The organism is Pseudomonas sp. PDM04 (assembly GCF_014851765.1).
Lineage (GTDB): Bacteria > Pseudomonadota > Gammaproteobacteria > Pseudomonadales > Pseudomonadaceae > Aquipseudomonas.
Genome location: NZ_JACVAI010000003.1, coordinates 232,715 through 255,678, shown reverse-complemented (window position 1 = coordinate 255,678; position 22,964 = coordinate 232,715). Strand labels below are relative to the sequence as shown.

Below are 22,964 nucleotides of genomic sequence, written 5' to 3'. Positions count from 1 at the left end.
CCCTATGATTGAAAACGTCGCTGTCTGTATCGGCAGCGACGGCCTACCTCCATAGTGGCACATTGACATATTTGCCTTCAACTGCCAGACGTCAGCTGACAGCCCCGCCTTTCGCCTCACTGACGATCTGCCGGATAGCCCCGACGAACGTCTCCACCGGCTGCCCGCCCGTGACCGCGTACTGCCCGTTGAACACCACCGTCGGCACCGAGCTGACCCCTCGGGACAACCACAATTGTTCCTCCTCGCGGACCTCGTGGGCGAACTCGTCCGAAGCCAGTATCGCCTCGGCCCGCTGTCGGTCGAGGCCGACGCTCTGGGCCAATTGCGCCAGTTGAGCGTGATCGGAAGGATTGCCGCCGTCGGTGAAGTACGCCTTGAACAGCGCTTCCTTCAGATTGAATTGCAACCCCTCCAGCCCCGCCCAATACAGCAGGCGATGCGCATCGAAGGTGTTGTAGATGCGACTGTTGCCATCGGTGCGAAACGCAAAACCGACCTCGGCGCCGCGCGCACGGATCATTTCGCGATTCTGCTGCGATTGCTCCGGGGTCGAGCCGTACTTTTCACTGATGTGTTCGGTGATGTTCTGCCCTTCGGGCGCCATCTTCGGGTTCAGCTCGAACGGCTGGAAACGGATTTCGGCCTGCACTTCATCGCCCAGTTGCTCCAGGGCCCGCGTCAGGCCGTACAGGCCAACGACGCACCAGGGGCAGGACACGTCGCTGACGAAATCGATTTTCAGGGGAGCGCTCATCACAGACCTCGCAGGGTGCAAAACCCAGACGATACACCCGGTGTCCCTGTGGCAGGTACTACAGGCTCGCTCCCACAGCGTTTACAGCAGATTGCTCGCAGCGGGCGGATCGATCCGCGCCCAGTGTGATGTGTCCTCGCGATGGGCCTGCAGATATGGCAACACGGCTGCCAGCAACGGTGCCTTGAACGCCTCCTGGAACCGATGGGCCAGTCCCGGTATCAGGCGCAGCTGGCTGCCCTGGATATGCGCCGCCAGATGCACGCCATGCATCACCGGCAGCAACGGATCGGCCGTGCCGTGAACCACCAGGGTCGGTACGCGCAACTGGTTGAGCAGCGCCACCCGACTCGGCTCGGCGAGGATCGCCATGATCTGGCGCTTCACCCCCTCGGGGTTGAAGGCGCGGTCATAAGCCACCGCCGCCTGCTGCAACAACGCCTGCCGATCATCGCTCACGGTCGGGCTGCCCAGCGCCGCGAGCAGATCCGCCTGCTGCTCCAGCGCCACCTGGCGATTGGGGGCACCCCGGCGCGACAACAATTGCACCAGTGCCGCACTCGGCGCCGGCAGGCCTTCGGCACCGGAACTGGTCATGATCAGGGTCAGGCTCTCTACCCGTTGTGGCGCCATGGCCGCCATGTGCTGGGCGATCATCCCGCCCATGCTCGCGCCCAGCACATGGAATTGCTCGACGTGCAAGGCCGTCATCAGGCCCAGCGCATCGTCGGCCATGTCCGTCAGCGAATACGGGGCCGCCACCGGCAGGCCGAGCTTGTAGCGCAGCACTTCGAACGCCAGGTTGGCCTCGGCCGGCGCCTGCCGCCAGGTCGACAGGCCGACATCGCGATTGTCATAGCGAATCACCCGGAAGCCTTGCTGACACAGCGCGACCACCACTTCATCGGGCCAGTGAATCAGTTGCCCGCCCAGGCCCATCACCAGCAGCAGGGCCGGATCCGAGGCACGGCCGATGCTCTGGTAGGCCAGGCTGACCTGCGCCAGATCGACCCGTTCGGTCGCAACATTGACATCGCATCGAGACGCCGCCAACGACGGCAGGCCGAACAACAACGCGGCCAGAAAAACCACGGTGGAAAAAAATCGTGCACACATGAAGAAACACCGAAACGCAGAACCCCAGTAGAGCGCGAGTCTGATGAAGTTTGTTCAAGCGCGCTGCCACAGTTGCATGACAGTTTGATGAAGATTGCCGAGTGGTCGGTGCCGGCACTCAGCGCGGTAACTATGTAGTGCCAACGCCACCCGGCATTTTTCTTAAATGGCTCGCTCACGGGACGGACTTCCCGCCCCCACACCGAGCCATGCCCCCATGACCGATAGACGCCTGCCCGACCTCCCTGCCCCCGCACCTTTGGTCATGCCGCCCTTCTCAAGCCTGCCCGGCCACCACGATGAAAGCCTGATGCTCAGCGCCCTGGCGCGCTGGCGCGCGTGCTGCGAGGGTTTGCGCGAGCTGTTCGCCAGCGTGCCGTCCATCCGCGACACGGTCGACGGTTTGCTCAGGCAACAGCTCGATCTGGACGGCGTGCACGCCGGGCTCCTGCTCCCTGCCACCGGCGCCCAGCCCGAACGCTTCATTTCGCTGACGCACGCCTGCGCCTTTGTCTTTCAGCACCCGGAGTTGGACAGCGCGCCGGACCCGCACTGGCGAATCACCGGCCTGCCTCGCAGCCATTCGCTGTCGTCACTGACGCCCCGGCAAATGCTCGAGCGACTGAAGACGCTCAACCCGGAGCAGGCACACAACCGGCGCTGGCGCGACTTCTGGAGCGCCCGCGCTCCCGGCACGGCGGTGTCGCGACAGACCCGCGCCATTGAGCTGTACCGCAATCACTTCGAGGCCGCCGTTCATCTGGCCTTCGCCCGCAAGGCCCTGACGGCGCAACAGCTCGGGCCGCTGCTGTCGATCATTGACCCCGAGGTCGAGACGGCACCACCGAATGCTCCGCCCCTGCGCACCGAACAACTGGCGCTGGTGCTCAGTAATCAAAGCCGCCTCAAACTCACCGGCGCATGGGCCATCAGCCGTGGTCCGACGGCCGATGGCGAGCATTGGCTGTACCTGCCCAGCCATCCGGTGGCCATCCAGGCCTTCGGCAAGCGCAGCGACCTGGAGGATTGGCTGACCCGGCAGGCACTCGTCCCGCAGGGCCTGCCCAACGACAACCTGAGTGTTGAATACAGTGCGAAGAGTGCCCCCATGCCGACCGGCGCCAGCGACCTGTTCGCCGGTCATCAGCAGGCTCAGATCAGCGCGCTGCGCAATGGCACCCGAGGCAAAACGAACCTGGCGGAACAGGCTGCGCAATCCCTGCTCCAGGCCGACGAGGTGGATCGACAACGTGGCAACAGCCCCGTCATCGCGTCACCGCCCAGGCTCGATGTCACGCAGCATGAGGACCGGAGCAGCGAACAACCGCTGTTCGGCAGCTTGTATGCCGACATCCCCTGGTCTTCGCGCCAGGCGGCCCTGACCCGGCAACATGACGCGCTCGAGCGCCTGATCGTGCAAGTCGGCAATGGCGCCGGCCTGCAACCGTTCAAGGACTGGCTCAACGCCCTGGAGAAGGCCGAGCAGGACGCCGATACAGCCGCCGCCTCCTTGCTCCACCGGCCACGTGCCGCGAGTTCCGAGCCTGAATTCACAGCCCTTCACAGCGCTCACCGGGCGGGTCTGAAGGCCGAGGCCGCCGTGCAACGATTGCTCGGGCAACTCAGTGAGGATGAGCACCACCTGCTGATGTCCGTGCTCGAACGCACCGACACGGCCCCGGTGGCCGCCAGCCTGAGCTTGTCGGCACCCGAACAGATCGGTGACACCCCTCGCGTCGTGCCCCAGGCACTGGACGGCGTCTTTGTCGTGAGCGCGGCCGATGCGCTCGCCGACGCCGACTCACCCCACAGCGTGCTGATCTATTGGCCGGGCAACGGCGGCGGACTGCAACGCTTCGCCAACCGTCGCGAGCTGGAACGTGTGCTCTTCAAGATGACGGCTGCGGCCAAGGGCGCGACCCTGCAATGGCAAGCCATCACTGGCGACGCGCTCGAACATGGCTTGAAACAACTGACCAACGACTTCGAAAAGCGCGCCAACGCCATTGCCGACGACGCGCCGCAACGTGCCGAACGACTGGAAACCCTGCGCGTCCTGGCCCTGGCGACCTTGCAGGTTCCAGTGCATGCGGCCAGAAACCTGGCCTTTGCCCACCGGCTGGAGCAGGATCGCAGCGCCGCCCTGGCCGACCACCTGCCCGACTGGCTGCAGCGGCTGCCGGTGGCCGATCGCGGCGCACTCAAGGCCTTGATCGAGGCGTACCTGAAGGCGATGAAGCGCAGCCACGAATTGCTGACCCTCGCCCTGGAACCGTGCAGCGAGTTCACCCGCAAACACCTGCAAGCCCGATTGCGCCAGGACTTCTCGGTCAAGGGCGCGTTCGACGTGCAACTGGACATCCCCGATGCGGTCACCTGGGAAACCCGTTACTCCGCAGGCCCCACCGGCCCGGTGCGAACCACGGTCATGGTGGCCAGTGCCACACGCAGCAGGATGTCACTCGAAGCGTTGGCCCAACTGAACATCGACAGCGCCCTGTCGGTGCAACAGGACCCCCTGTCGCAGCGCCTGGTCCTGATGCACCGGGAAATCACCGCCGACAACGACAAGGAGCGCATTCGCCTGCTCAATGGCATCACGCCGACCTACCTGCGCAAGATCCTGCCGGAACTGGACCTGCCCAAGGCCTACGAGCAACAGATTCTCGACGCGTTCAAGGGTGCGCTCAGCGAGCCGGTATTCGTCCGGGAGCACCGTCGCGAATCCCTGATCGAGCCCTGGCGCCTGATGCTCAAGCTACAGGGTGAATGCGCGCGGCTGCAGAAACAGATCGACAGCGACGAATTGCAGATCCTGAACATTGCCATCGATGCCAATACCCCGGCGGGGTGGCGCGCCCACGGCAAACGCATCGTCCTGCTGCCGGCACGGCTGAGCGCAGGGGGCAAGGACACGTCCGGCGAAGGCCCGAGCACCTTGTCGGGCGTGACGTTCATCGAAGAACAGGTCAGCGGCGTGACCCTGCTGTACCTGCCTGACGGCCCCGACGGCCGTTTCCTGCGTCGCTACGACTCCCGCGAGGCGGCGCGCAAGGCGCTGTTCAATATGTGCCAGCAGGACAGGATGATCCGCTACCTGGCCGGCCGGGCCTTGGGCGGCGATGCCAGGGCCCATGAAAGTCGCCTCAACGAAGCCGTGCGCCGATACTTCGACGGCATGATCGAAATCGGCGCGCCGTGGCCGGCCTCCACCTCTTTGGCCGCGCATCTGCTCGACGCCCATATGGGTCGCCTGATCATCGCCCATCGCGACACTTCACGCTCCAATGCCGCGCTGTCCCTTGAGCGTTACGCGCTGGAAGGTCCGCGCGCCTTCAACTACATCAAGATGGCCCTCGGGGTGGTGCCCTTCGTCGGCACCGCGATTGCGCTCTACGATGCCTGGAACGCGGCGAATCAGGCCGTCGCGGCATTTCTTCGCGGCAACGTCGGCGATGGCCTGGCGGAACTGCAGACCGTGCTGCTGTGCCTGATCGACGCCGCCATGGACCTGCTGCCCGGCGAGGCGGCCACGTCCTCACTCGCCACTGAAGCGCGCCAGTTGACCCGCACGCGTCAGTTGCGTGCCCTGACGGCCAGTGCCGGCGCATTGCAGCCACCGTCCATGCGCAAGGCCCGACAGGTCGTGGCACGTTTCGCCGGCTACGAATACGAGCACCCCATCACGCTGGTCGGTCTGCAACCGGCCACCCATGGCCTTTACCGCAATGTCTACCGACACGCTGACGGTGACTTCATTGTCCGTCAGGGTCGGGTATTCCAGGTGCAGTTGAGCAAGGATCTGCGCCAGTGGCGGTTGTTCGGCAACAGCCGCAAGACCTACAAACAACCGATTGCTCTGGATGAAGCGGGCCAATGGGACACCTGGTTCGGTGTTTACGGCACGACGTTCGACGGCGGCGGTCTCGGCGGCGGCAACGTGCTAGGGCACGTGGCCAACGCGCTGGACCCGATCTGGCCGGACGCCATTCGCCAACGCCTGCCGCGCTGGTGGGCGGACCAGGCGTTTCGTCGTCACCACGCCTTGACCGAAGCGGCCGACGAACTCGCCGTTCAAATCAGTGACCGGGTCAAGCTGACCGACACCGCGCTGGCCGCCTACAGGAGCGCGCCCCCGGAGCGTCTCGGGGCGCTGATGCAAGCCGCCGAAACAGCCTGCAGCGCCGACATCGAAATGGTCGGCCGGCACTATCAGACACTGGCGGACCTGCTGCCGCTCACCCACGGCAACAAGCGACGCGCACTCCTGGAATTCCAGAGCAACGATGCGCTGCTGATGACCGACCGATACAAACTCCGGCTGATCTTCGCCAGTCATCGGGCCGATTCCGTGATCGACCCTATGGATGCCCTGACGGCGAAGCTGGACACCATCCCTGCCGAGGCCTTCGCCGACCGCATGCGGCTGCTGGAGGACATCAGGAAGTTGCGCCTGGAGATTCTCCAGGCATTCGACACGATCGAGGCCCGTCGGCGGGACCTCAACCTTTGGTACCAGCGCATTACCATCAGTGCCGATAAAGTCCACATGACCCGGGAAGTCACCGAGCTGAGCGGGCGCCTGAATGACACCACCCTTCTTTACCTCAGAACCGGTCACTTGCTGGAAACCGTGACGCGCTATGACGCGGCGAGCGAAGTGTCGTGGCTCCTGTTGCAAAACCAGGCAATGGTCAAGCGAGACCAGGTCGACCGGGCCTTTTTCACCCAGTTCAGCCTGCCGGAGGTGACGGCCACCCGCGCGCAGCGCAACCAGATTCTGCAGGACTGCATCGACCAGTACAGTCGATTCCGTCGCGATCTGCAGGCGTGGACGGCCAGCTACCCACAACACTTTCATCTGGACGCCGTGCCGACCCTGCTCGACTGTATCGATAAAATGACCGAACGCGCGCGCAAGGCCCTCGACCTTCCACCACCGGCCGCTGCACCCGGGGTACGCAGAAAAAAGGTGTTCGTGACCGAAGACGACCAACTGCTGATTGGCGTGGAGCGCACGACCGCCACCAGCGGAAGACCGCAGTACACCGTGACCGGTCAAGGTGGATACAACGAAATCTGGGAGCTCGCCGCCAATGGCAAATCCCGCTTGTTGAACCCGCGAACCCGAGCGGCCGCTGCCGTTGAACGCAACCTTGAGTCGTTAGTGGCGGAAGCGCGTCAGCGCCTGGATTCTCAAGAGACTTACCTGACACGGGTGCAGGCCTACGCGTCACAGAACATGCTGCCGGTCGATCTGGAGCACATGATGCTCAGCGAAGCGAATGAGCTGAGCCAGCGCGCGCGGAGCATCGAGACGCTTGCGCCGCAAAACCCGATCATTGTCCAGTTGCGGGGCAAGGCCACGGAGTTGAAGGCCACCGGGCGTGCGATGAGAACCCGCCAGTCGCTGCAGACCCGCCAGCCGACCGATGGCATGCTCGCCGACCTGATCGATCAGAAGGCCGTGGAGATCCGCAAGACTCGCCCCATCGCCAACCTGGGCAAACGCCGGGATGGCCGCAGCGACTTCATGCAGGAATACGAAATCTGGGACCTGACACAGACGCCGGCGAAAGTGCTGTGGTACGCCCACTTCCACTATGCCAAGGCCTCGGCGGCCCTGGGTGCTTTCGAGAAAGCCCATTTGAAGCTGCCCGAGCATCGTTTCCTGACCCATGCGGACAATGCCGACCTGCCCTATGCCGACATCGGCAAAAAATCGGCGGTACTGCCGCACTTTGAAAAGCTGTAAGGGAAAACCGGGGGCTCTCTCACAGGCCAGGCGAAACAGGTTATCGACAGCCCACCCAACATGAGACAAACTCAACCTTTGTGCGTTGTCATCAAGTTTTGTTCATGGAGCCCCCGGTGCTTGAGATCCGTCACCTGAAAACCCTGCACGCCCTGCGCGAAGCCGACAGCCTGGTGGAAGCGGCCGAGCGCCTGCACCTGACGCAATCGGCGCTGTCCCACCAGTTCAAGGAGCTCGAGGAGCGGCTGGGGATGCCGTTGTTCGTGCGCAAGACCAAACCGGTGCGGTTCACCAGCGCCGGTTTGCGCCTGCTGCAACTGGCCGAGGCCACCCTGCCATTGCTGCGGGGCGCCGAGCGCGACATCGCGCGGCTGGCCGGCGGGACCGCCGGGCGCTTGCACATGGCAATCGAATGCCACAGCTGCTTCCAATGGCTGATGCCGACCATCGACCAGTTCCGCGATGCCTGGCCGGAAGTCGAACTCGACCTGGCGTCGGGTTTCTCCTTCGCCCCCCTGCCCGCCCTGGCCCGAGGCGACCTGGACCTGGTGGTGACCTCCGACCCGCTGGACATCGCCGGCATTACCTATGTGCCCCTGTTCACCTACGAAGCGATGCTGGCGGTCGCCAATCAGCATCGCCTGGCGAACAAGTCGTACATCGTTCCCGAAGACCTGCTCACGGAAACCCTGATCACCTACCCGGTCGAGCGAGACCGGCTGGACATCTTCACCCGTTTCCTGGAACCGGCCGACATCGAACCGGCGCAGGTCCGCACCTCGGAACTGACGGTGATGATGATGCAATTGGTGGCCAGCGGCCGTGGGGTTTGCGGCATGCCGCACTGGGCGCTGCACGAATACAGCTCGCGGGGCTACGTCAAGGCCAAGCGCCTGGGCGAGAAAGGATTGTTTGCGACGTTGTACGCGGGGATTCGTGCAGACATGCTGGATGCGCCGTACATGCGCGATTTCCTGCTGACAGCCAAGGACACTTCGTTCTCGACCCTGGATGGGGTCAGCGCCGTCAAATGACCCCGCTCGCTTATCAGGCCGCTCGCCGTTGCTCGAACATCAGCCGCAGCGCCAGCCCGGCCAGCACAAAGCCCATGAAATAGCGTTGCACCGACAACCAGGTCGGGTTGTTGACGAACCACGACGCAATGCCGGCGGCGAATATCGCGATCAGCAGGTTGACGCAGAAACTGACGCTGATCTGGGTCAGCCCCAGGAGCATGCTCTGGGTGAACACCGACCCGTGCTCAGGCGAAATGAACTGCGGAAACACCGACAGGTAGAACACCGCGATTTTCGGGTTCAGAGCACTGGTCAGAAAGCCCATGGTGATCAGTTTGCGCGAGGAGTCCGGCGGCAACTGACGCGCTTCGAAGGGTGACCGCGCCCCCGGCTTGACGGCTTGCCAGGCCAGCCACAACAGGTACAGCGCACCGGCCCACTTCAAGACCTCATAGGCCAGCGGCACCGCCAGGAACACCGCCGTCAGCCCCGCCGCTGCCGCGAACAGGTGCACGAAAAAACCCGCCACCACGCCGAGCAGGGAAGTCACCCCGGCCTTGCGCCCCTGGCAGATCGAACGGGAGATCAGGTAGATCATGTTCGGCCCTGGGGTCAGCACCATCAGCAAGGCAGCAGCAGCGAAGATCAGCAGGTCTTGAAGCGGAATCATGGGCGCAGTCCCTGGCCGGTGGGTGATCAGGCGATGGCGGTCATCGAGGCTCGATAAAACGGCAGGATCAGGTCGCGTGTCAATGGCGCCAGACTGAGGTCGCCGTCAGTGGTCGGGTCGATCCAGCGCACCTCTTCGATCTCCGCCGCCGGGGTGACCGGCGAATCGATCGTCAGCTGGAACAGCTCGGCCTGTACGACAAACCCCGGCTCGTTGGCCGCCGGTGCCGAGAAGGGCCCCAGGTAAGTGGCGTGTGCCGGATCGATGATCAAGCCCAACTCTTCCTCCAGCTCGCGGGCCAGGGCCTGAACCGGTTGTTCATGGGCTTCGATCTTGCCGCCCGGTTGCATGAAGGCCTCGGTGCCGCGCTTGCGCACCAGCAGGGTACGGCCGTCAGGACCGATCAGCAGGGCGGCGGCGATGCGGATGATACGGGGCGAAAGACTCATGACGCGGCGTTGACCTCAGGGAAAAGCGCAAGGATCACATGAGTGCCCTCGCGCCGTCACCCCGAAAAAAACACCCCCGTGGGAGCTCGCGCCTACCGGGGGTGGAGGTTTGCGCTTACGACGCTTCCTGAAAATCCATCTCCGGCGGCTGGCGGCGGAATCCACCGGTCAGCACCGCCAGGTACACCACGCCGATCGCCAGCCAGCTCAGGCCCAGGTAGATCGCCAGATGATCGAGGCTGACCATCAGCCACAAGTCTGCCGCCAGGCCGATGAAGGGGAACAACAGGAACAGCACGAACTCGCGCAGCCCTTTTTTCTCACCACCGATCCAGTAGTGAAAGATCACCGACAGGTTGACCAGGCTGAAGGCCAGGAACGCGCCGAAGTTGATGAACGAGGTCGAGGTGGTGACGTCCAGTTTCAACGCCAGCAGGGCGACGGCCGCGCACAGCAGGATGCTGTTGATCGGCGTGCCGAAGCGTTCGTGCAAGGTGCCGAAGAAGGACTTGGGCAACACACCGTCGCGGCCCATGGCGAACAACAGGCGCGAACCACTGGCCTGGGCCGACAGGCCCGACGCGAACTGGCCGACGATCAGGCCGATCAGGAAGATCGACACAAACAGGTCGCCGCCGATGTTGCGGGCAATTTCATAAGCCGCCGAGTCGACGCTGTCGAACTGGAACGAAGGGTGCGCGATCTGCACGAAGTACGACACGCCGACGAAGATCAGCCCGCCGATCAGGGTGATCAGCATGATCGCTCGCGGGATGGTGCGGCGCGGGTCACGGGTTTCTTCGGTGAGGGTACTGACCGCGTCGAAACCGAGGAACGAGTAACAGGCGATGGCGGCGCCGCTCATGATCAGCGGCATCTGCATGTCGCCATTGAAGAACGGTTTCATCGACCACAATGGCGTGCTCGCATCGCCCGCGACGTAATGCACGCACAACGCAACGAAGGCGATCAGCACCAGAAACTGCACCAGCATCAACAAGGCGTTGATGCCATTGGCCAGTTTCAGCCCGACGATGTTGATCGCGCTGGTGATGCCGATGAACGCCAGCACCCAGACCCATTGCGGCACCGCCGGGAACGCGGAATACAGATACGCCGCACCGATCAGCCAGATCGCCATCGGCAGGAACAGGTAGTCGAGCAACACCGCCCAACCGGCAATGAACCCCAGCTTGGGGCTGATGGCCTTGCGCACGTAGCTGTAGGCCGAGCCGGCCACGGGAAATGCCGACGCCATGCGGCCGTAGCTCATGGCGGTGAAGAACATCGCCACCAGTGCCGCCAGGTACGCGGCCGGCACGCTGCCTTCGGTGGATTGAGCGAGGATGCCGAACGTGCCGAGCACAATGATCGGCGTCATGTAGGCGATGCCAAACAGCACCACCGACCCCAATGAAAGGGTGCGTTGCAAACGAGCCATGAGCGACTACTCCGGAATTATTGGATTTATGGCAGAGCCGAGTTCGGCGCAGGGTTTTCGGGTGTTGCTTTATTGTTCTTCGGTTCAAGCAAAAGTGTTGTCTGGCAGGGCCTCATCGCGAGCGGCCCGCGGCCACAGTCGATGCCATTGAAAAGGCACTCCGTGGGAGCCAGCCTGCTCGCGATGGGCCCTTGCAAGCGACCCGGTGCAGGGTCAGCCCTTGGGAATCAGCAACTCCCGCAATCCGTCAGCATGCTCGACCCTCTCCCCCGGCAGCTTCAGTCGCTGGTCATCCAGGTAACGATAATCCTGGCGGGCCGCCGTCAGTTGGTTCAGGTCCAGCTCCACCGCAAACCGGCCTTCATCACGTCCGGCCTCGAACAGCAACGTGCCCAGCGGATCGACCAGCGCACTGCCGCCGGCAAACAGCAAGCCGCCGTCACCTTCCTCCACCCGGTTGACCATCACCGCGAATGCCTGGTTTTCCTGGGCGCGGGCCATGATCGCGGTGCGGTGCGTCGGGCCGTAGGGGTCCATGTTGCCGTTGGTGACGATCAACAGTTCGGCGCCCAGTTGCGCCAGGGCGCGGGCGGTTTCCGGGAATTCGATGTCGTAGCAGATCAGCAGCCCGACCCGCACACCGTTCCACAGGCAGGTGGCATAGCGGTCACCCGCTTCATACACGCCGCGGTCCGAGGCCCATAGATGGGTCTTGCGGTATTTCAGGGCGATGCCTTCGGGGGTAATCAGCAGGGTGGTGTTGAAGAAGCGGCCGTTATCGTTTTCGGCGGTGCCGATCACTACGGCCACATTGCGTTCACGGGCCGCAGCGACAATCGCGCTGACGCTCGGACCGTCCAGCGGTTCCGCCACGGCGGCCACGGTAGCGGCCGACGGGAAGCCCATCAGGTGGCTTTCCGGAAACATGATCAAGTGCGTGTCGGCCGCGCAGCCGGCAATCGCTGCCAGTGCGCGTTCGAGGTTGTAAGCCGTGTCGTTGTCACGGCCCGCCAATTGGGCGAGTTCGACCTTCATGGGTATCCCTTGTTCTGGTGGCCGGGCGGCAGAAAGATTGCCCGGTCGGTGTCTGTGCGCCAGTATGCGCAGCAAGCAACCGGCCAGGGAATCACGCGGCCGGGGTAACACCATAGGGGTAGAGCCATGACACTCGCGCTGGACGACATCGCCTGGCACCGTTCGGTAGGGCAACTGATCGACGCACTGGACAAGCCCAATTTCTGGACGCAACTGGTGCGCCTGCTCGATCAATACGTACCCTGCGACAGCTGGGTCGCGCTGCTGTTCAGCGCCGATCAACACCCGCAGGTGTTCGCCGAGTGCCCCGGCGAAGATGGCGGCCCCGACCCGTTGTTCCAGGATTACCTGCGCGGCCTGTACCTGCTCGACCCGTTCTACATCGCCTGTCGCGAGCAGTCGCGCACCGGCCTCTACCGTTTATCGGAAGTGGCACCGGAGCATTTCGAACTCACCGAGTACTATCAACGATACTTTCGTGTGAATGTCGTGGCTGACGAAATCCAGTTTAATTGTCAGCTCGAAGGCGAGCGCACGCTGTGTCTGTCACTGGGCAGCAAGCAACGCTTCAGCGCCGGGCAGATTGCCCTGCTGTCGTTGATCCAGCCGTGGGTGCTCGGCCTGTTGCGCCAGCGCCTGCCGTACGAAATCAACGAGGTCGTGGCCCTCGCGCCCGCGCCGGTGCAGGGTGACTGGCGAGTGCAACTGGAAGCCTCGGTGCAGCAACTCAAGGGCGCTCAACTGACCGCCCGGGAGCTGGACGTAGGGCGCCTGATGCTCAGCGGCTGCTCGAGCAAGGAAATCGCCCGCAAGCTGGAAATCTCCGTCGAAACCGTGAAAGTCCATAAGAAACACATGTACAGCAAGCTGGGGATCAAGTCCCAGTCGGAGCTGTTTTCGATTTTTCTGCAGGCGCAAAATGCCTGATTGCGCAGCCTTCATGTGGGAGCGAGCCGACTCTGGGCGGCACTCCGACGAATACGATTGTTGATTCAACCTTGACGTCGACTGACCCGACGATTTCGCGAGCAGGGCTCGCTCCCACAATGTTGTCATCAGCCACGCTATTGAGTCCGAACCAAGGAAACCGTATGAGCCTGTCACTCCTGAGCCGCTATGCCTTCTTTGCCGCGTGCGTGATCTTCACCCTCGCCAGCCTGCCCTTCCTGGAGCACGACTGGCTCTGGCCAATCACCGCCGTCACCCTGGTGCTCAGCCTGATCGGCGTGTTCGATCTGCTGCAAAGCCCTCACGCGGTGCGCCGCAATTACCCGATCCTGGGCAACATCCGTTATCTGGTCGAGGGGATTCGCCCGGAAATCCGCCAGTACCTGCTCGAATCCGACAGCGACGCCCTGCCCTTCTCCCGGGCCCAGCGCTCGCTGGTCTACTCGCGGGCCAAGAACGAAAGCGCCGACAAACCCTTCGGCACCCTGATCGACGTGTATCAGTCCGGCTTCGAATTCATCGGCCATTCGATGCGCCCGGCACCGTTGAGCGACCCGAGCAGTTTCCGCGTCACGGTGGGCGGCCCGCAGTGCACGCAGCCGTATTCGGCCTCGGTGTTCAACATCTCGGCCATGAGCTTCGGCTCGCTCAGCGCCAACGCCATTCGCGCGCTGAACCAGGGCGCCAAGCTCGGCAACTTCGCCCACGACACCGGCGAAGGCAGCATCAGTGCCTATCACCGGGAAAACGGCGGCGACCTGACCTGGGAACTCGGCAGCGGCTATTTCGGATGCCGCACTGCAGACGGTCGCTTCGACCCGGAACGTTTTGCCGCCCAGGCGCAGACACCGCAAGTGCGGATGATCGAGATCAAGATGAGCCAGGGCGCCAAACCCGGCCACGGCGGGATTCTGCCCAAACACAAAGTCACCCGGGAAATCGCCGAGACCCGAGGCATCCTGATGGGCGAAGACTGCATCTCGCCATCGCGACACAGCGCGTTTTCCACGCCGATCGAACTGATGCAGTTCATCCAGCAGTTGCGTGAACTGTCGGGTGGCAAACCGGTGGGCTTCAAACTGTGCCTGGGCCATCCCTGGGAATTCATGGGCATCGCCAAGGCGATGCTGGAAACCGGCATCCTGCCGGACTTCATCGTCATCGATGGCAAGGAAGGCGGCACCGGCGCAGCGCCGGTGGAGTTCACCGACCACATCGGCGTGCCGATGCGCGAAGGCCTGCTGTTCGTGCACAACACCCTGGTCGGCCTGAACCTGCGGGACAAGATCAAACTCGGCGCCAGTGGCAAGATCGTCAGCGCCTTCGACATCGCCAGCGTCCTGGCCATCGGTGCCGACTGGGCCAACTCGGCCCGCGGCTTCATGTTCGCCATCGGCTGCATCCAGTCGCAAAGCTGCCACACCAACAAGTGCCCGACCGGCGTCGCCACCCAGGACACCCTGCGCCAGCGCGCCCTGGTGGTGCCGGACAAGGCCCAGCGCGTCTACAACTTCCACCGCAACACCCTCAAGGGCCTGGCCGAAATGCTCGCCGCCGCCGGCCTCGAACACCCGTCGCAACTGTCGGCCAAGCACTTGGTGCGACGCATGTCGGCGACCGAGATCAAGCTGTTCTCGCAGTTGCACGTCTTCCTCAAGCCAGGGGAACTGCTGACCGGCGAAGTGAACGGCGAATTCTATTCGCGGATGTGGCAGATGGCGCGGGCGGACAGTTTTGAGCCTAATGAAGTGGCAGCGGCCTGACGTCAACAGCGTCCCGGTTGTTCAGGGCTCATTGCCCCGAACAAACAACAACGCCTCTACGTCACCGCCCTTGAGGGTCAGGATTTGTCTCCACCCACTCGGGAAAGAGATGGGGCCCTGGGGATCGGGCTCGCCTGTCACCCACCAGACTCTATTTCTCGGGCGGGACGTCAGGGCATCATCAATGGAAAAGGTCCAATCCAGACGCTGGGGAATAAGAGCTCCACCACCCAGCACATGAGGAACCTCCATTCTTCCCACATAGATCCTGGGCTCAATCCCCGTGTTGTTGTAGTAGCTAAACGGCAAGTACCAGAACGGGCCATCGACAATGATCTCGTCCCCCGCCTGAAGCTGTTGCTTGATGCCATCCGCCAGAATATCCGGCCGGATCATGTTGCGTTCATACGTGCCGTTCAGTCCATCGCACTGGGTGAACACCTTGATCAATCCATGTACTTCACCGGCGATAAAAACGCTCAAGCATATACTTGCCAGCACGGGTCGTCGCATTGCCAACCCATCCAGCGCCAGCGCGACGATCAACGGCAAGCCGACTGCCGCAAATACAAAATACCTGGGAACGAAAATGGGCTTGGCCCAGGACGAGACAAAAACCGTGACCACCGGTAAGAAGAAGTAGGCAACGATCAGCAGCGCTGAACGGCGATCAATGCGCCCGTAGCGCACCGCCTGCGTAGCGCAGATGATCATGAGGGCCAGGATAACCGAGGCGACCCACGTTCGGTCGCCGGGGGGCGACGCCATTGCGACAAATTGCGAAACCAGTTCCGGCAGCATGTTCCATGTGGTCGGGCTGATCCACTCAAGCCCTTTCATGCGCACTGATTGCCCGACAAGATGAGGCAGCCACGGCAAATACAGGATGACAATCGCGACGTTGACCGAGAGCCACCTGCGCCACGCTAATGCCGCAGGCCGGCCGCTGCCAGCGCCTGACCAATACAACCAATGCACTGGCACGCACAATGCTGCAAAGTAATGCGTGTAAAAAGCAGCGGTCATCAGCACGACGTACATGACCGGATAACGCATGCAGTGCGGCTGTCGGACCCAGCTGACCAGGGAAACACTGGCCGCCATCAGCCAGAACCCCAGCAAAGTGTACATACGGGCTTCCTGGCTATACCGCACCGATATCGGTAGCAGCACCAGCAGCAACCCCGCGATAAAAGCCGCCCTCTGCGTGGCGACGAGGCTCATCAGCTTGACCGACAACAGCAGTGCCCCGACGTCTGCCACTGCACTCAGGCCGCGCACAGCCGCGACGCCATTGCCAAACAGCAGCATCCAGTAATGAAGAAGCACGTAATACAACGGCGGATGAACATCCACTGCCGTTGCAAACCAGATCGATGCAGGTGAACGCTCACTCAACGACAGGCTATAGCTTTCGTCGTACCAGATCACCGGAACCGTAATGCCGTGAAATCTGACAACCAACGCCAGCCCCGCCAGTATGATCAGCGGCCATGGGCTGATCACCCCTCTTCCCTGGAGCGCCTGAACCTTGGAAACTTCTTGTATCGAGCTCATACAACACGTTTGAGTGAGGGGTCGCTGTTCCTGACGATGTTCCGTATGACATACCGCGGCCGATGCTTGGCCTCCATATAGATCCGCCCGATGTATTCGCCAAGGATGCCGATACCGATCAGTTGAACCCCACCCAGAAACAGAACTGCAGTCATCAGCGACGGATACCCGCGCACATCGTTGTCGAACAGTAGCTTGTCCAGCACCATGTAGACCGCATAGCCCAGCGCCATCAGCGAAATGACGCCGCCCACGTAGGACCAGACCCGCAGCGGCACGGTGCTGAACGAAGTGATGCCTTCCAGCGCCAGGTTCCACAACTTCCAACCATTGAACTTGCTCCGCCCGACAGCCCGTGGAGCCCGCTCGTATTCGACAATGCATGTCGTGAACCCAGCCCAGGACAACACGCCCTTCATATACAACTGCTGCTCTGGCAGGCCCTTGATCACCTCCACGACTTTCCTGTCCATCAAGCGAAAGTCGCCCACATTTTCTTCGATGCGGGTCGAAGCCATCCGGTTGAGCAATTGATAGAACAAAGCCGCAAACTGACGCTTGAGGAGGCTATCGCAGGACCGATGAAGACGTTTGGCCAGTACGACGTCGGCGCCGTTTTGCCATTCGCTGATCAATCTTGGGATAACGTCTATCGGGTCTTGCAGATCAACGTCCATGGGGATGACGACATCGCCACTGGCGTACTCCAGGCCGGCGAACAACGCGGGCTCCTTGCCGAAGTTGCGCGAGAAATTGATCAAGACCACATCGGCATCGTGCAGCGCGATGGCCTGGGCCAGATCCGCCGTGCTATCGGAGCTGCCATCGTTGATGAATATGATTTCGATCCGGTGCGTACTCAGGGAAGGTTCATTGCGCACCGCTCGATAGAACCCCTGAATGGCCAACTCCTCGTTGTACACCGGCACGACCAGCGAGATGTTCAAGCTTCAGCGTCCCGAAACACGACAAACCTGGCGTAGAGAAAACCCAGGAACAGACTCAGCAGCGAAAACGTAACGACCGTCACCAGGCGGCGTATGCCATAGCTGTCAGCGATGAAGCCCAGGCCGTAGCTGAGCATGCCCATGAAGCCGACGAAGAGCAGGTAGCGCCACATCGACACCCGCGAGTTGAACGTATAGACGGCGTTCACATAGAAGGAAAACGAGGCGGCAACGCAAAACGCCAGGAAATTGCCCAGTGCCTGGCTGAGCTCGGCGGCCGTGGTCAGGACGAAGAACATCTGCCAATGAATGAGGGTGTTGGCGACCCCAATCACGGCATAGCTGGAAAAGCCTTTCCATAACCGTCGCATGTTGAGAACCCTGTTTAACTGCTGCCTACAGTCCTGGCTCCAGGCGCGCCTGTCTACTGTCAGAAATCACAGGTCATGGTCGTTTTCGGACCAGCGGTTAAACAACATTTCAACATCCCGTAATATCCCCACTTTGCATTTATTGGCGAATCACGCCACCCTGCGCGCCGCTATGTGCGGCGCGCGACACTGGCGCTGCGCAATCTTCACATCAACACCCGTTCACGAGCCCGCTGTCATGACGTCTGAACGCGATCACCGAATCGACTTTTTCCGCGGCCTGGCGCTGATCTTCATCTTCTGGGATCACGTTCCGCACAACCCCCTGGGGCAAATCACCCCGCGCAACTTCGGTTTCAGCGACGCCGCCGAGATATTCGTGTTCCTGGCCGGTTATGCCGCCGTCCTGGCCTACGGGAAAATCCTCAAGCGCGACGGTTACCTGTTCGCCTGCCTGAAAATCCTGCGCCGCGCCTGGGTGCTCTACGTGGTGCACATTTTCCTTCTGGCGATGCTGATGGGCATCGTGTTCTTCGCCAACAGCCACGTGGAAACCCGGGACCTGGTGGAAGAAATGGGCATGCAGCATTTCATCACCAACCCGCAGCAGGCCCTCACGGATGAACTGCTGCTGCGCTTCAAACCGAACCTCATGGACCCACTGCCGCTGTACATCGTGTTGCTGGCCGGTTTGCCGCTGGCGCTGCCGCTGCTGGTGCACAAGGCCTGGATCGCGGTGGCGGTGTCGTTGACGGTGTACCTGCTGGCGCCGTGGTTCGGCTGGAACCTGGCGGCCATCAAGGATGGCGTGTGGTACTTCAACCCGGTCGTCTGGCAGTTGCTGTTCGTGCTCGGCGGTGCCGCGGCCAGCCACGGCCAGCAGGCGCGCTTGCCCGATACCCGGCCGCTGGCCCGTCAGCCGTTATTTGTCAGCGCGGCTTTGTACGTGGTCATCACCGGTGTGATCACCCTCTCCTGGCGTTGGCCGGAAATACACGACGCCGTGATGCCAGCCTGGCTGAGCAACCTGCTGTACCCGATCAGCAAGACCGACCTGTCCCCCGTGCGGCTTCTGCATTTCCTGGCCATGGCGTATGTCACGGCCAGGCTGCTGCCGGACACCGGCTGGACGCAAAACTGGCTGGCGCAACAATCCTGTCGCATGGGGCGTTACTCCCTGGAAATCTTCTGCCTCGGGGTACTGCTGGCTCCGCTGGCCGACATGATCAACGCCATGACCGACGACGCGTTTGCCATGCAGATATTCACTGCACTGGTGGGCGCCGGATTGATGGCCCTGCTGGGGGCGTGGCTGGAGTTCAACAAGCGGTTGAATCGCACGCACGCCGTACCGGCCTGAACTGTAGGAGCAAACTTGCTCCTACAGGGGAGCCCGGCCGGAGTTGTGTCGATTCAATCAATCGCGCAAATCCGCCTCATGGATCGGCTGATCGCGGTGGGTCGCGCGTTGGTACTGCGCCGGCCAGACCGCCTTGCGCCCGCCCAGGTCGTCGTCCGCGTGCAGCGGCCAGTACGGATCGCGCAACAGTTCGCGGGCCAGGAAAATGATGTCGGCCTGGCACGTGCGCAGAATGTGCTCGGCCTGGGCCGGTTCAGTGATCATCCCGACTGTGCCGGTGGCCATGCCGGATTCCTTGCGCACCCGCTCGGCGAAACGGGTCTGGTAGCCGGGGCCCGTGGGAATTTCCGCGTTGGCCGCCGTGCCGCCCGAGGACACGTCGATCAGGTCCACCCCCAGGTCCTTCAGGCGTCGCGCCAGTTCCACGGTTTCATCTGGGTTCCAGCCGTCCTCGACCCAATCGGTGGCCGAGACACGGACAAACACCGGCAGCTCCTCGGGCCACACCGCACGCACCGCTTCGGTGACTTGCAACACCAGACGAATGCGGTTTTCGAACGAACCACCGTATTGATCGCGCCGCTGGTTGCTCAGCGGCGAGAGAAATTGATGCAGCAGGTAACCGTGCGCGGCGTGGACCTCGACCACCTTGAAACCGGCGGTCAATGCACGTTGTGCCGCCACCACGAAGGCCTGGATGACCTCGGCGATTTCACCTTCATCCAGCGGCTTGGGTTGCGTGTGTTGCGGGTCGAAGGCGATGGGCGACGGACCGACCGGGGTCCAGCCGCCGTCTTCGGGCTTGACGCTGCCGTGTTTGCCGATCCATGGGCGATGGGTGCTCGCCTTGCGTCCGGCGTGTGCCAGCTGGATGCCCGCGACAGCCCCCTGGGCGGCAATGAAACGCGTGATGCGTTGCAGCGGTTCGATCTGTTGGTCATTCCACAAACCGAGGTCTTGCGCGGTGATGCGTCCATCGGCCGTCACGGCCGTGGCTTCGGTAAAAATCAGCCCGGCGCCGCCCACTGCACGGCTGCCAAGGTGCACCAGGTGCCAGTCATTGGCCAGGCCATCGACGCTGGAATACTGGCACATTGGCGACACCGCGATGCGGTTGAGCAGGGTCAGTTGGCGAAGGGTGTAGGGTTCAAGCAGCAGACTCATGGGGCACCTCTCGAATCAGTGGTCAGGCTCCAGGGTTCTGTTTGACAAGTCGACGAGTGACAGGAAAGAAGGCGCAGCACCCGCCCCCGCGGGCAAACAATTCGACAAGACGTCACAAGGCCAATCAAGCAGTGCTTAGAGCCTAGTCGACAATGGGGGATGGCGGAGGGTTCCGCGGAATTCGCGGGACGGAAATCGCTTCGCGAGCCGGCTCGCTTCCACGTGGCACATGCAAATCCCGTGGGGGCGAGCCGGCTCGCGATGGCTTAACGCGGCTCGATGTGGGCAATCATCAGCTGTACGGTTTCAACCCCGCGAAACTCGTTGAGGTCGAGTTTGTAGGCCAGTTCGACCCATTTGATCGTCGGGTTCGGCCAGATATCGCGGTCGATGCCGAACGCGATGCCATCGAGCTTCACCGAGCCGCACTCGCTTTTGAGCACCACCTTGAGGTGCCGCTCGCCAACCACACGCTGCTCCACCAGCTGGAACACCCCGTGAAACAACGGCTCCGGGAAGTGCTGGCCCCAAGGGCCGGCATGGCGCAAGGCACGGGCCAGCTCGAGGTGAAACTCCTCGACCGCCAGCGTACCGTCCGACAGCAGGCGCCCGGTCAGGTCTTCTTCGCGCAATTGTCGGCGCACTTCGGCGTCGAAGGCTTCGGCGAACAGCGGGAAATTCGCTTCGGGCAGCGTCAGGCCCGCCGCCATCGCGTGGCCGCCGTACTTGCTGATCAGGTCGGGATGCTGCGCCGCGACCACGCTCAGGGCGTCGCGAATGTGAAACCCCTGGACCGAGCGCCCCGAGCCCTTGAGCAGGCCGTCGCCGGCATCGGCAAAGGCGATGGTCGGGCGGAAATAGCGCTCTTTCATGCGCGACGCCAGGATGCCGATCACCCCCTGGTGCCACTCGGGGTCGAACAGGCACAGGCCGAACGGCATCGATTCCACCGGCAAATCCTTCAGTTGAGCCAGCGCCTCGCGCTGCATGCCCTGTTCGATGGATTTACGGTCCTGGTTCATGCCGTCGAGCTGGGCGGCCATGTCCCGCGCGACAGCGGCATCCTCGGTGAGCAGGCACTCGATGCCCAGGCTCATGTCATCCAGGCGCCCCGCCGCATTTAAGCGCGGACCGACGATGAACCCCAGGTCGGTGGAGGTGATGCGCGCAGGGTCGCGCTTGGCGACTTCGAGGATCGCCTTGATCCCCGGCCGCGCACGCCCGGCGCGAATCCGCTCCAGGCCCTGGTGCACCAGGATCCGGTTATTGGCATCCAGCGGCACCACGTCGGCGACGCTGCCCAGCGCCACCAGATCGAGCAACTCGCCGATATTCGGCTGCGGCTGGCTGTTGTACCAGCCGAGGCTGCGCAACCGCGCGCGCAGGGCCATCAGCACATAAAAAATCACCCCGACACCGGCCAGTGCCTTGCTCGGAAAGTCGCAACCGGGCTGGTTAGGATTGACGATGGCATCGGCCAGCGGCAGCTCGTCGCCCGGCAAGTGGTGATCAGTGACCAGCACCTTGAGCCCGGCCTTCTTCGCTGCCGCCACGCCCTCGACGCTGGAGATGCCGTTGTCCACGGTGATCAACAGCTGCGGCCCACGAGTCAGCGCCACCTCGACGATTTCCGGTGTCAGGCCGTAGCCGTACTCGAAACGGTTCGGCACCAGGTAGTCGACATGCGCGGCGCCCAACAGGCGCAGGCCCAACGTGCCCACGGTACTGGCCGTGGCGCCGTCCGCGTCGAAGTCGCCGACGATCAGAATCCGCTGGCGCTGCTCCAGGGCCGTCACCAGCAGATCGACCGCCGCGTCGATGCCCTTGAGCTGCTGAAACGGAATCAGCCGTGCCAGGCTCTTGTCCAGTTCAGCCTCGGTCTGCACGCCCCGCGCCGCGTACAGACGCGTCAGCAGCGGCGGCAGATCACCGAGGAATGGCAGGGTTTCGGGCAACAGGCGAGGTTCGATGCGCATGGGGTGACAGGTGCTTCTCTTGGATACGTAGGATAAAACCGGACGATACGCTGAAAAATCAGCCGCGTTCGCCGCTCAGCCACTGCAACTGGACTTCGTGCTGACCCCGGTCGTCGGTCACGAAAATCGTCCCGTCACTGATCATCACGTCCCATTTGATCACCCGTGGCATGTCCTTGGACAGAATGTCCAGGGCATCCTGCGGAACGGCCGCAATGTGCACGTTCTTCAGGTTCTTGATCGCCGGGATCACCTTGCCTTCCCAGACACGCAGGCTGCCGTAGGCCAGCAGGCTGGTGCGTTCGGTACGGCGCGAGCACCAGGTCAGGCGATCGACGTCCGGCTGGCCGACTTCGATCCAGTGCAGGACGCGATCGTCCAGGCTCTTTTCCCACAGCGCCGGCTCATCAACGTCCGACAGACCGCGGCCAAACGACAGCTGTTCGTTGTACCAAAGGGCGTATGCCAGCAGGCGCACGGCCATGCGTTCTTCGGTTTCCGACGGATGACGGGCGATGGTCTGCTTCACTGACTCGTAGATGCTGCGGTCGAGGTCGGTGAGGTTCAGTTCAAACTTGTAGGTCGTGGACGGCTGGGCCATGAACGGGCTTCTTGATACGTGGAAAGGCGGCAAGTCTA

Annotated in this window: 17 protein-coding genes and 1 pseudogene; 6 read left to right on the top strand and 12 right to left on the bottom strand. The window is 62.6% G+C overall.

Translation table 11 applies throughout. From position 1 onward, the window contains the following. Positions 1–91: 91 nt before the first annotated feature. Positions 92–757: a DsbA family oxidoreductase gene (locus tag IB249_RS13185; protein WP_192305313.1), complete on the bottom strand. Its 666-nt coding sequence runs from the start codon at positions 755–757 to the stop codon at positions 92–94. 81 nt (positions 758–838) lie between these two features. After that, positions 839–1,873 (bottom strand): alpha/beta fold hydrolase, encoded by a 1,035-nt coding sequence (locus IB249_RS13180; RefSeq protein ID WP_192305311.1) that lies wholly within the window; start codon positions 1,871–1,873, stop codon positions 839–841. 166 nt (positions 1,874–2,039) lie between these two features. Here IB249_RS13180 and IB249_RS30160 point away from each other — a divergent pair. The 3 genes and pseudogenes from IB249_RS30160 to metR all read left to right on the top strand — a co-directional run. Further along, positions 2,040–2,867, top strand: a pseudogene (locus tag IB249_RS30160) (dermonecrotic toxin domain-containing protein); the annotation flags it as partial. Positions 2,868–3,287: 420 nt separating this feature from the next. After that, positions 3,288–7,628 (top strand): dermonecrotic toxin domain-containing protein, encoded by a 4,341-nt coding sequence (locus tag IB249_RS13175; protein ID WP_412548008.1) that lies wholly within the window; start codon positions 3,288–3,290, stop codon positions 7,626–7,628. A 116-nt stretch (positions 7,629–7,744) separates the two neighbouring features. Then, positions 7,745–8,662 carry a transcriptional regulator MetR gene (gene metR / locus IB249_RS13170; RefSeq protein WP_192305307.1) on the top strand — a complete coding sequence of 306 codons (918 nt, stop codon included), beginning with the start codon at positions 7,745–7,747 and terminating at the stop codon, positions 8,660–8,662. A gap of 13 nt (positions 8,663–8,675) precedes the next feature. Here the strand turns inward: metR and IB249_RS13165 are convergent, their stop codons facing one another. The 4 genes from IB249_RS13165 to IB249_RS13150 all read right to left on the bottom strand — a co-directional run bounded on the left by IB249_RS13165 (position 8,676) and on the right by IB249_RS13150 (position 12,239). After that, on the bottom strand, positions 8,676–9,314 hold the full coding sequence (locus tag IB249_RS13165; RefSeq protein ID WP_192305304.1) for a LysE family translocator: 639 nt from the start codon (positions 9,312–9,314) through the stop codon (positions 8,676–8,678). Between the two features lie 26 nt (positions 9,315–9,340). After that, positions 9,341–9,763 carry an NUDIX hydrolase gene (locus IB249_RS13160; RefSeq protein ID WP_192305302.1) on the bottom strand — a complete coding sequence of 141 codons (423 nt, stop codon included), beginning with the start codon at positions 9,761–9,763 and terminating at the stop codon, positions 9,341–9,343. 115 nt (positions 9,764–9,878) lie between these two features. Beyond that, entirely contained in the window at positions 9,879–11,204 is a 1,326-nt protein-coding gene (locus IB249_RS13155; RefSeq protein WP_192305300.1) for an APC family permease, read from the bottom strand. 213 nt (positions 11,205–11,417) lie between these two features. Continuing rightward, a complete protein-coding gene (locus tag IB249_RS13150; RefSeq protein ID WP_192305298.1) occupies positions 11,418–12,239 on the bottom strand; it encodes a carbon-nitrogen hydrolase family protein in 822 nt (273 codons plus the stop codon). Positions 12,240–12,365: 126 nt separating this feature from the next. Between IB249_RS13150 and IB249_RS13145 the strand changes: the two genes are divergently transcribed. Both IB249_RS13145 and IB249_RS13140 read left to right on the top strand, forming a co-directional pair. Continuing rightward, entirely contained in the window at positions 12,366–13,166 is an 801-nt protein-coding gene (locus IB249_RS13145; RefSeq protein ID WP_192305296.1) for a helix-turn-helix transcriptional regulator, read from the top strand. A gap of 164 nt (positions 13,167–13,330) precedes the next feature. After that, the gene (locus tag IB249_RS13140) at positions 13,331–14,950 is read left to right on the top strand and encodes an FMN-binding glutamate synthase family protein (protein ID WP_192305293.1); all 1,620 of its coding nucleotides are present in this window, start codon (positions 13,331–13,333) and stop codon (positions 14,948–14,950) included. 21 nt (positions 14,951–14,971) lie between these two features. Here the strand turns inward: IB249_RS13140 and IB249_RS13135 are convergent, their stop codons facing one another. From IB249_RS13135 to IB249_RS13125, 3 genes are read right to left on the bottom strand one after another with little or no spacing between them, the layout of a single operon-like run. Further along, positions 14,972–16,507, bottom strand: a complete 1,536-nt coding sequence (locus IB249_RS13135; protein ID WP_192305292.1) for a glycosyltransferase family 39 protein — start codon at positions 16,505–16,507, stop codon at positions 14,972–14,974. Then, positions 16,504–17,454 (bottom strand): glycosyltransferase family 2 protein, encoded by a 951-nt coding sequence (locus IB249_RS13130; protein WP_192305289.1) that lies wholly within the window; start codon positions 17,452–17,454, stop codon positions 16,504–16,506. Before IB249_RS13130 ends, IB249_RS13135 begins: the two co-directional genes overlap by 4 nt. Continuing rightward, positions 17,451–17,825 carry a GtrA family protein gene (locus IB249_RS13125; protein WP_192305287.1) on the bottom strand — a complete coding sequence of 125 codons (375 nt, stop codon included), beginning with the start codon at positions 17,823–17,825 and terminating at the stop codon, positions 17,451–17,453. The genes IB249_RS13130 and IB249_RS13125 overlap by 4 nt, the downstream gene beginning before the upstream one ends. 238 nt (positions 17,826–18,063) lie before the next feature. On the opposite strand from IB249_RS13125, the gene IB249_RS13120 reads away from it, so the two are divergent. Continuing rightward, positions 18,064–19,185: an OpgC family protein gene (locus tag IB249_RS13120; RefSeq protein ID WP_192305285.1), complete on the top strand. Its 1,122-nt coding sequence runs from the start codon at positions 18,064–18,066 to the stop codon at positions 19,183–19,185. Between the two features lie 57 nt (positions 19,186–19,242). Here IB249_RS13120 and IB249_RS13115 read toward each other — a convergent pair whose 3' ends face one another. The 3 genes from IB249_RS13115 to IB249_RS13105 form a co-directional block, all read right to left on the bottom strand. Next, positions 19,243–20,349 (bottom strand): NADH:flavin oxidoreductase/NADH oxidase, encoded by a 1,107-nt coding sequence (locus IB249_RS13115; RefSeq protein ID WP_192305283.1) that lies wholly within the window; start codon positions 20,347–20,349, stop codon positions 19,243–19,245. Positions 20,350–20,615: 266 nt separating this feature from the next. After that, the gene (recJ, locus tag IB249_RS13110) at positions 20,616–22,325 is read right to left on the bottom strand and encodes a single-stranded-DNA-specific exonuclease RecJ (protein ID WP_192305281.1); all 1,710 of its coding nucleotides are present in this window, start codon (positions 22,323–22,325) and stop codon (positions 20,616–20,618) included. A 58-nt stretch (positions 22,326–22,383) separates the two neighbouring features. After that, on the bottom strand, positions 22,384–22,926 hold the full coding sequence (locus IB249_RS13105) for a YaeQ family protein (RefSeq protein ID WP_192305279.1): 543 nt from the start codon (positions 22,924–22,926) through the stop codon (positions 22,384–22,386). Positions 22,927–22,964 lie beyond the last annotated feature (38 nt).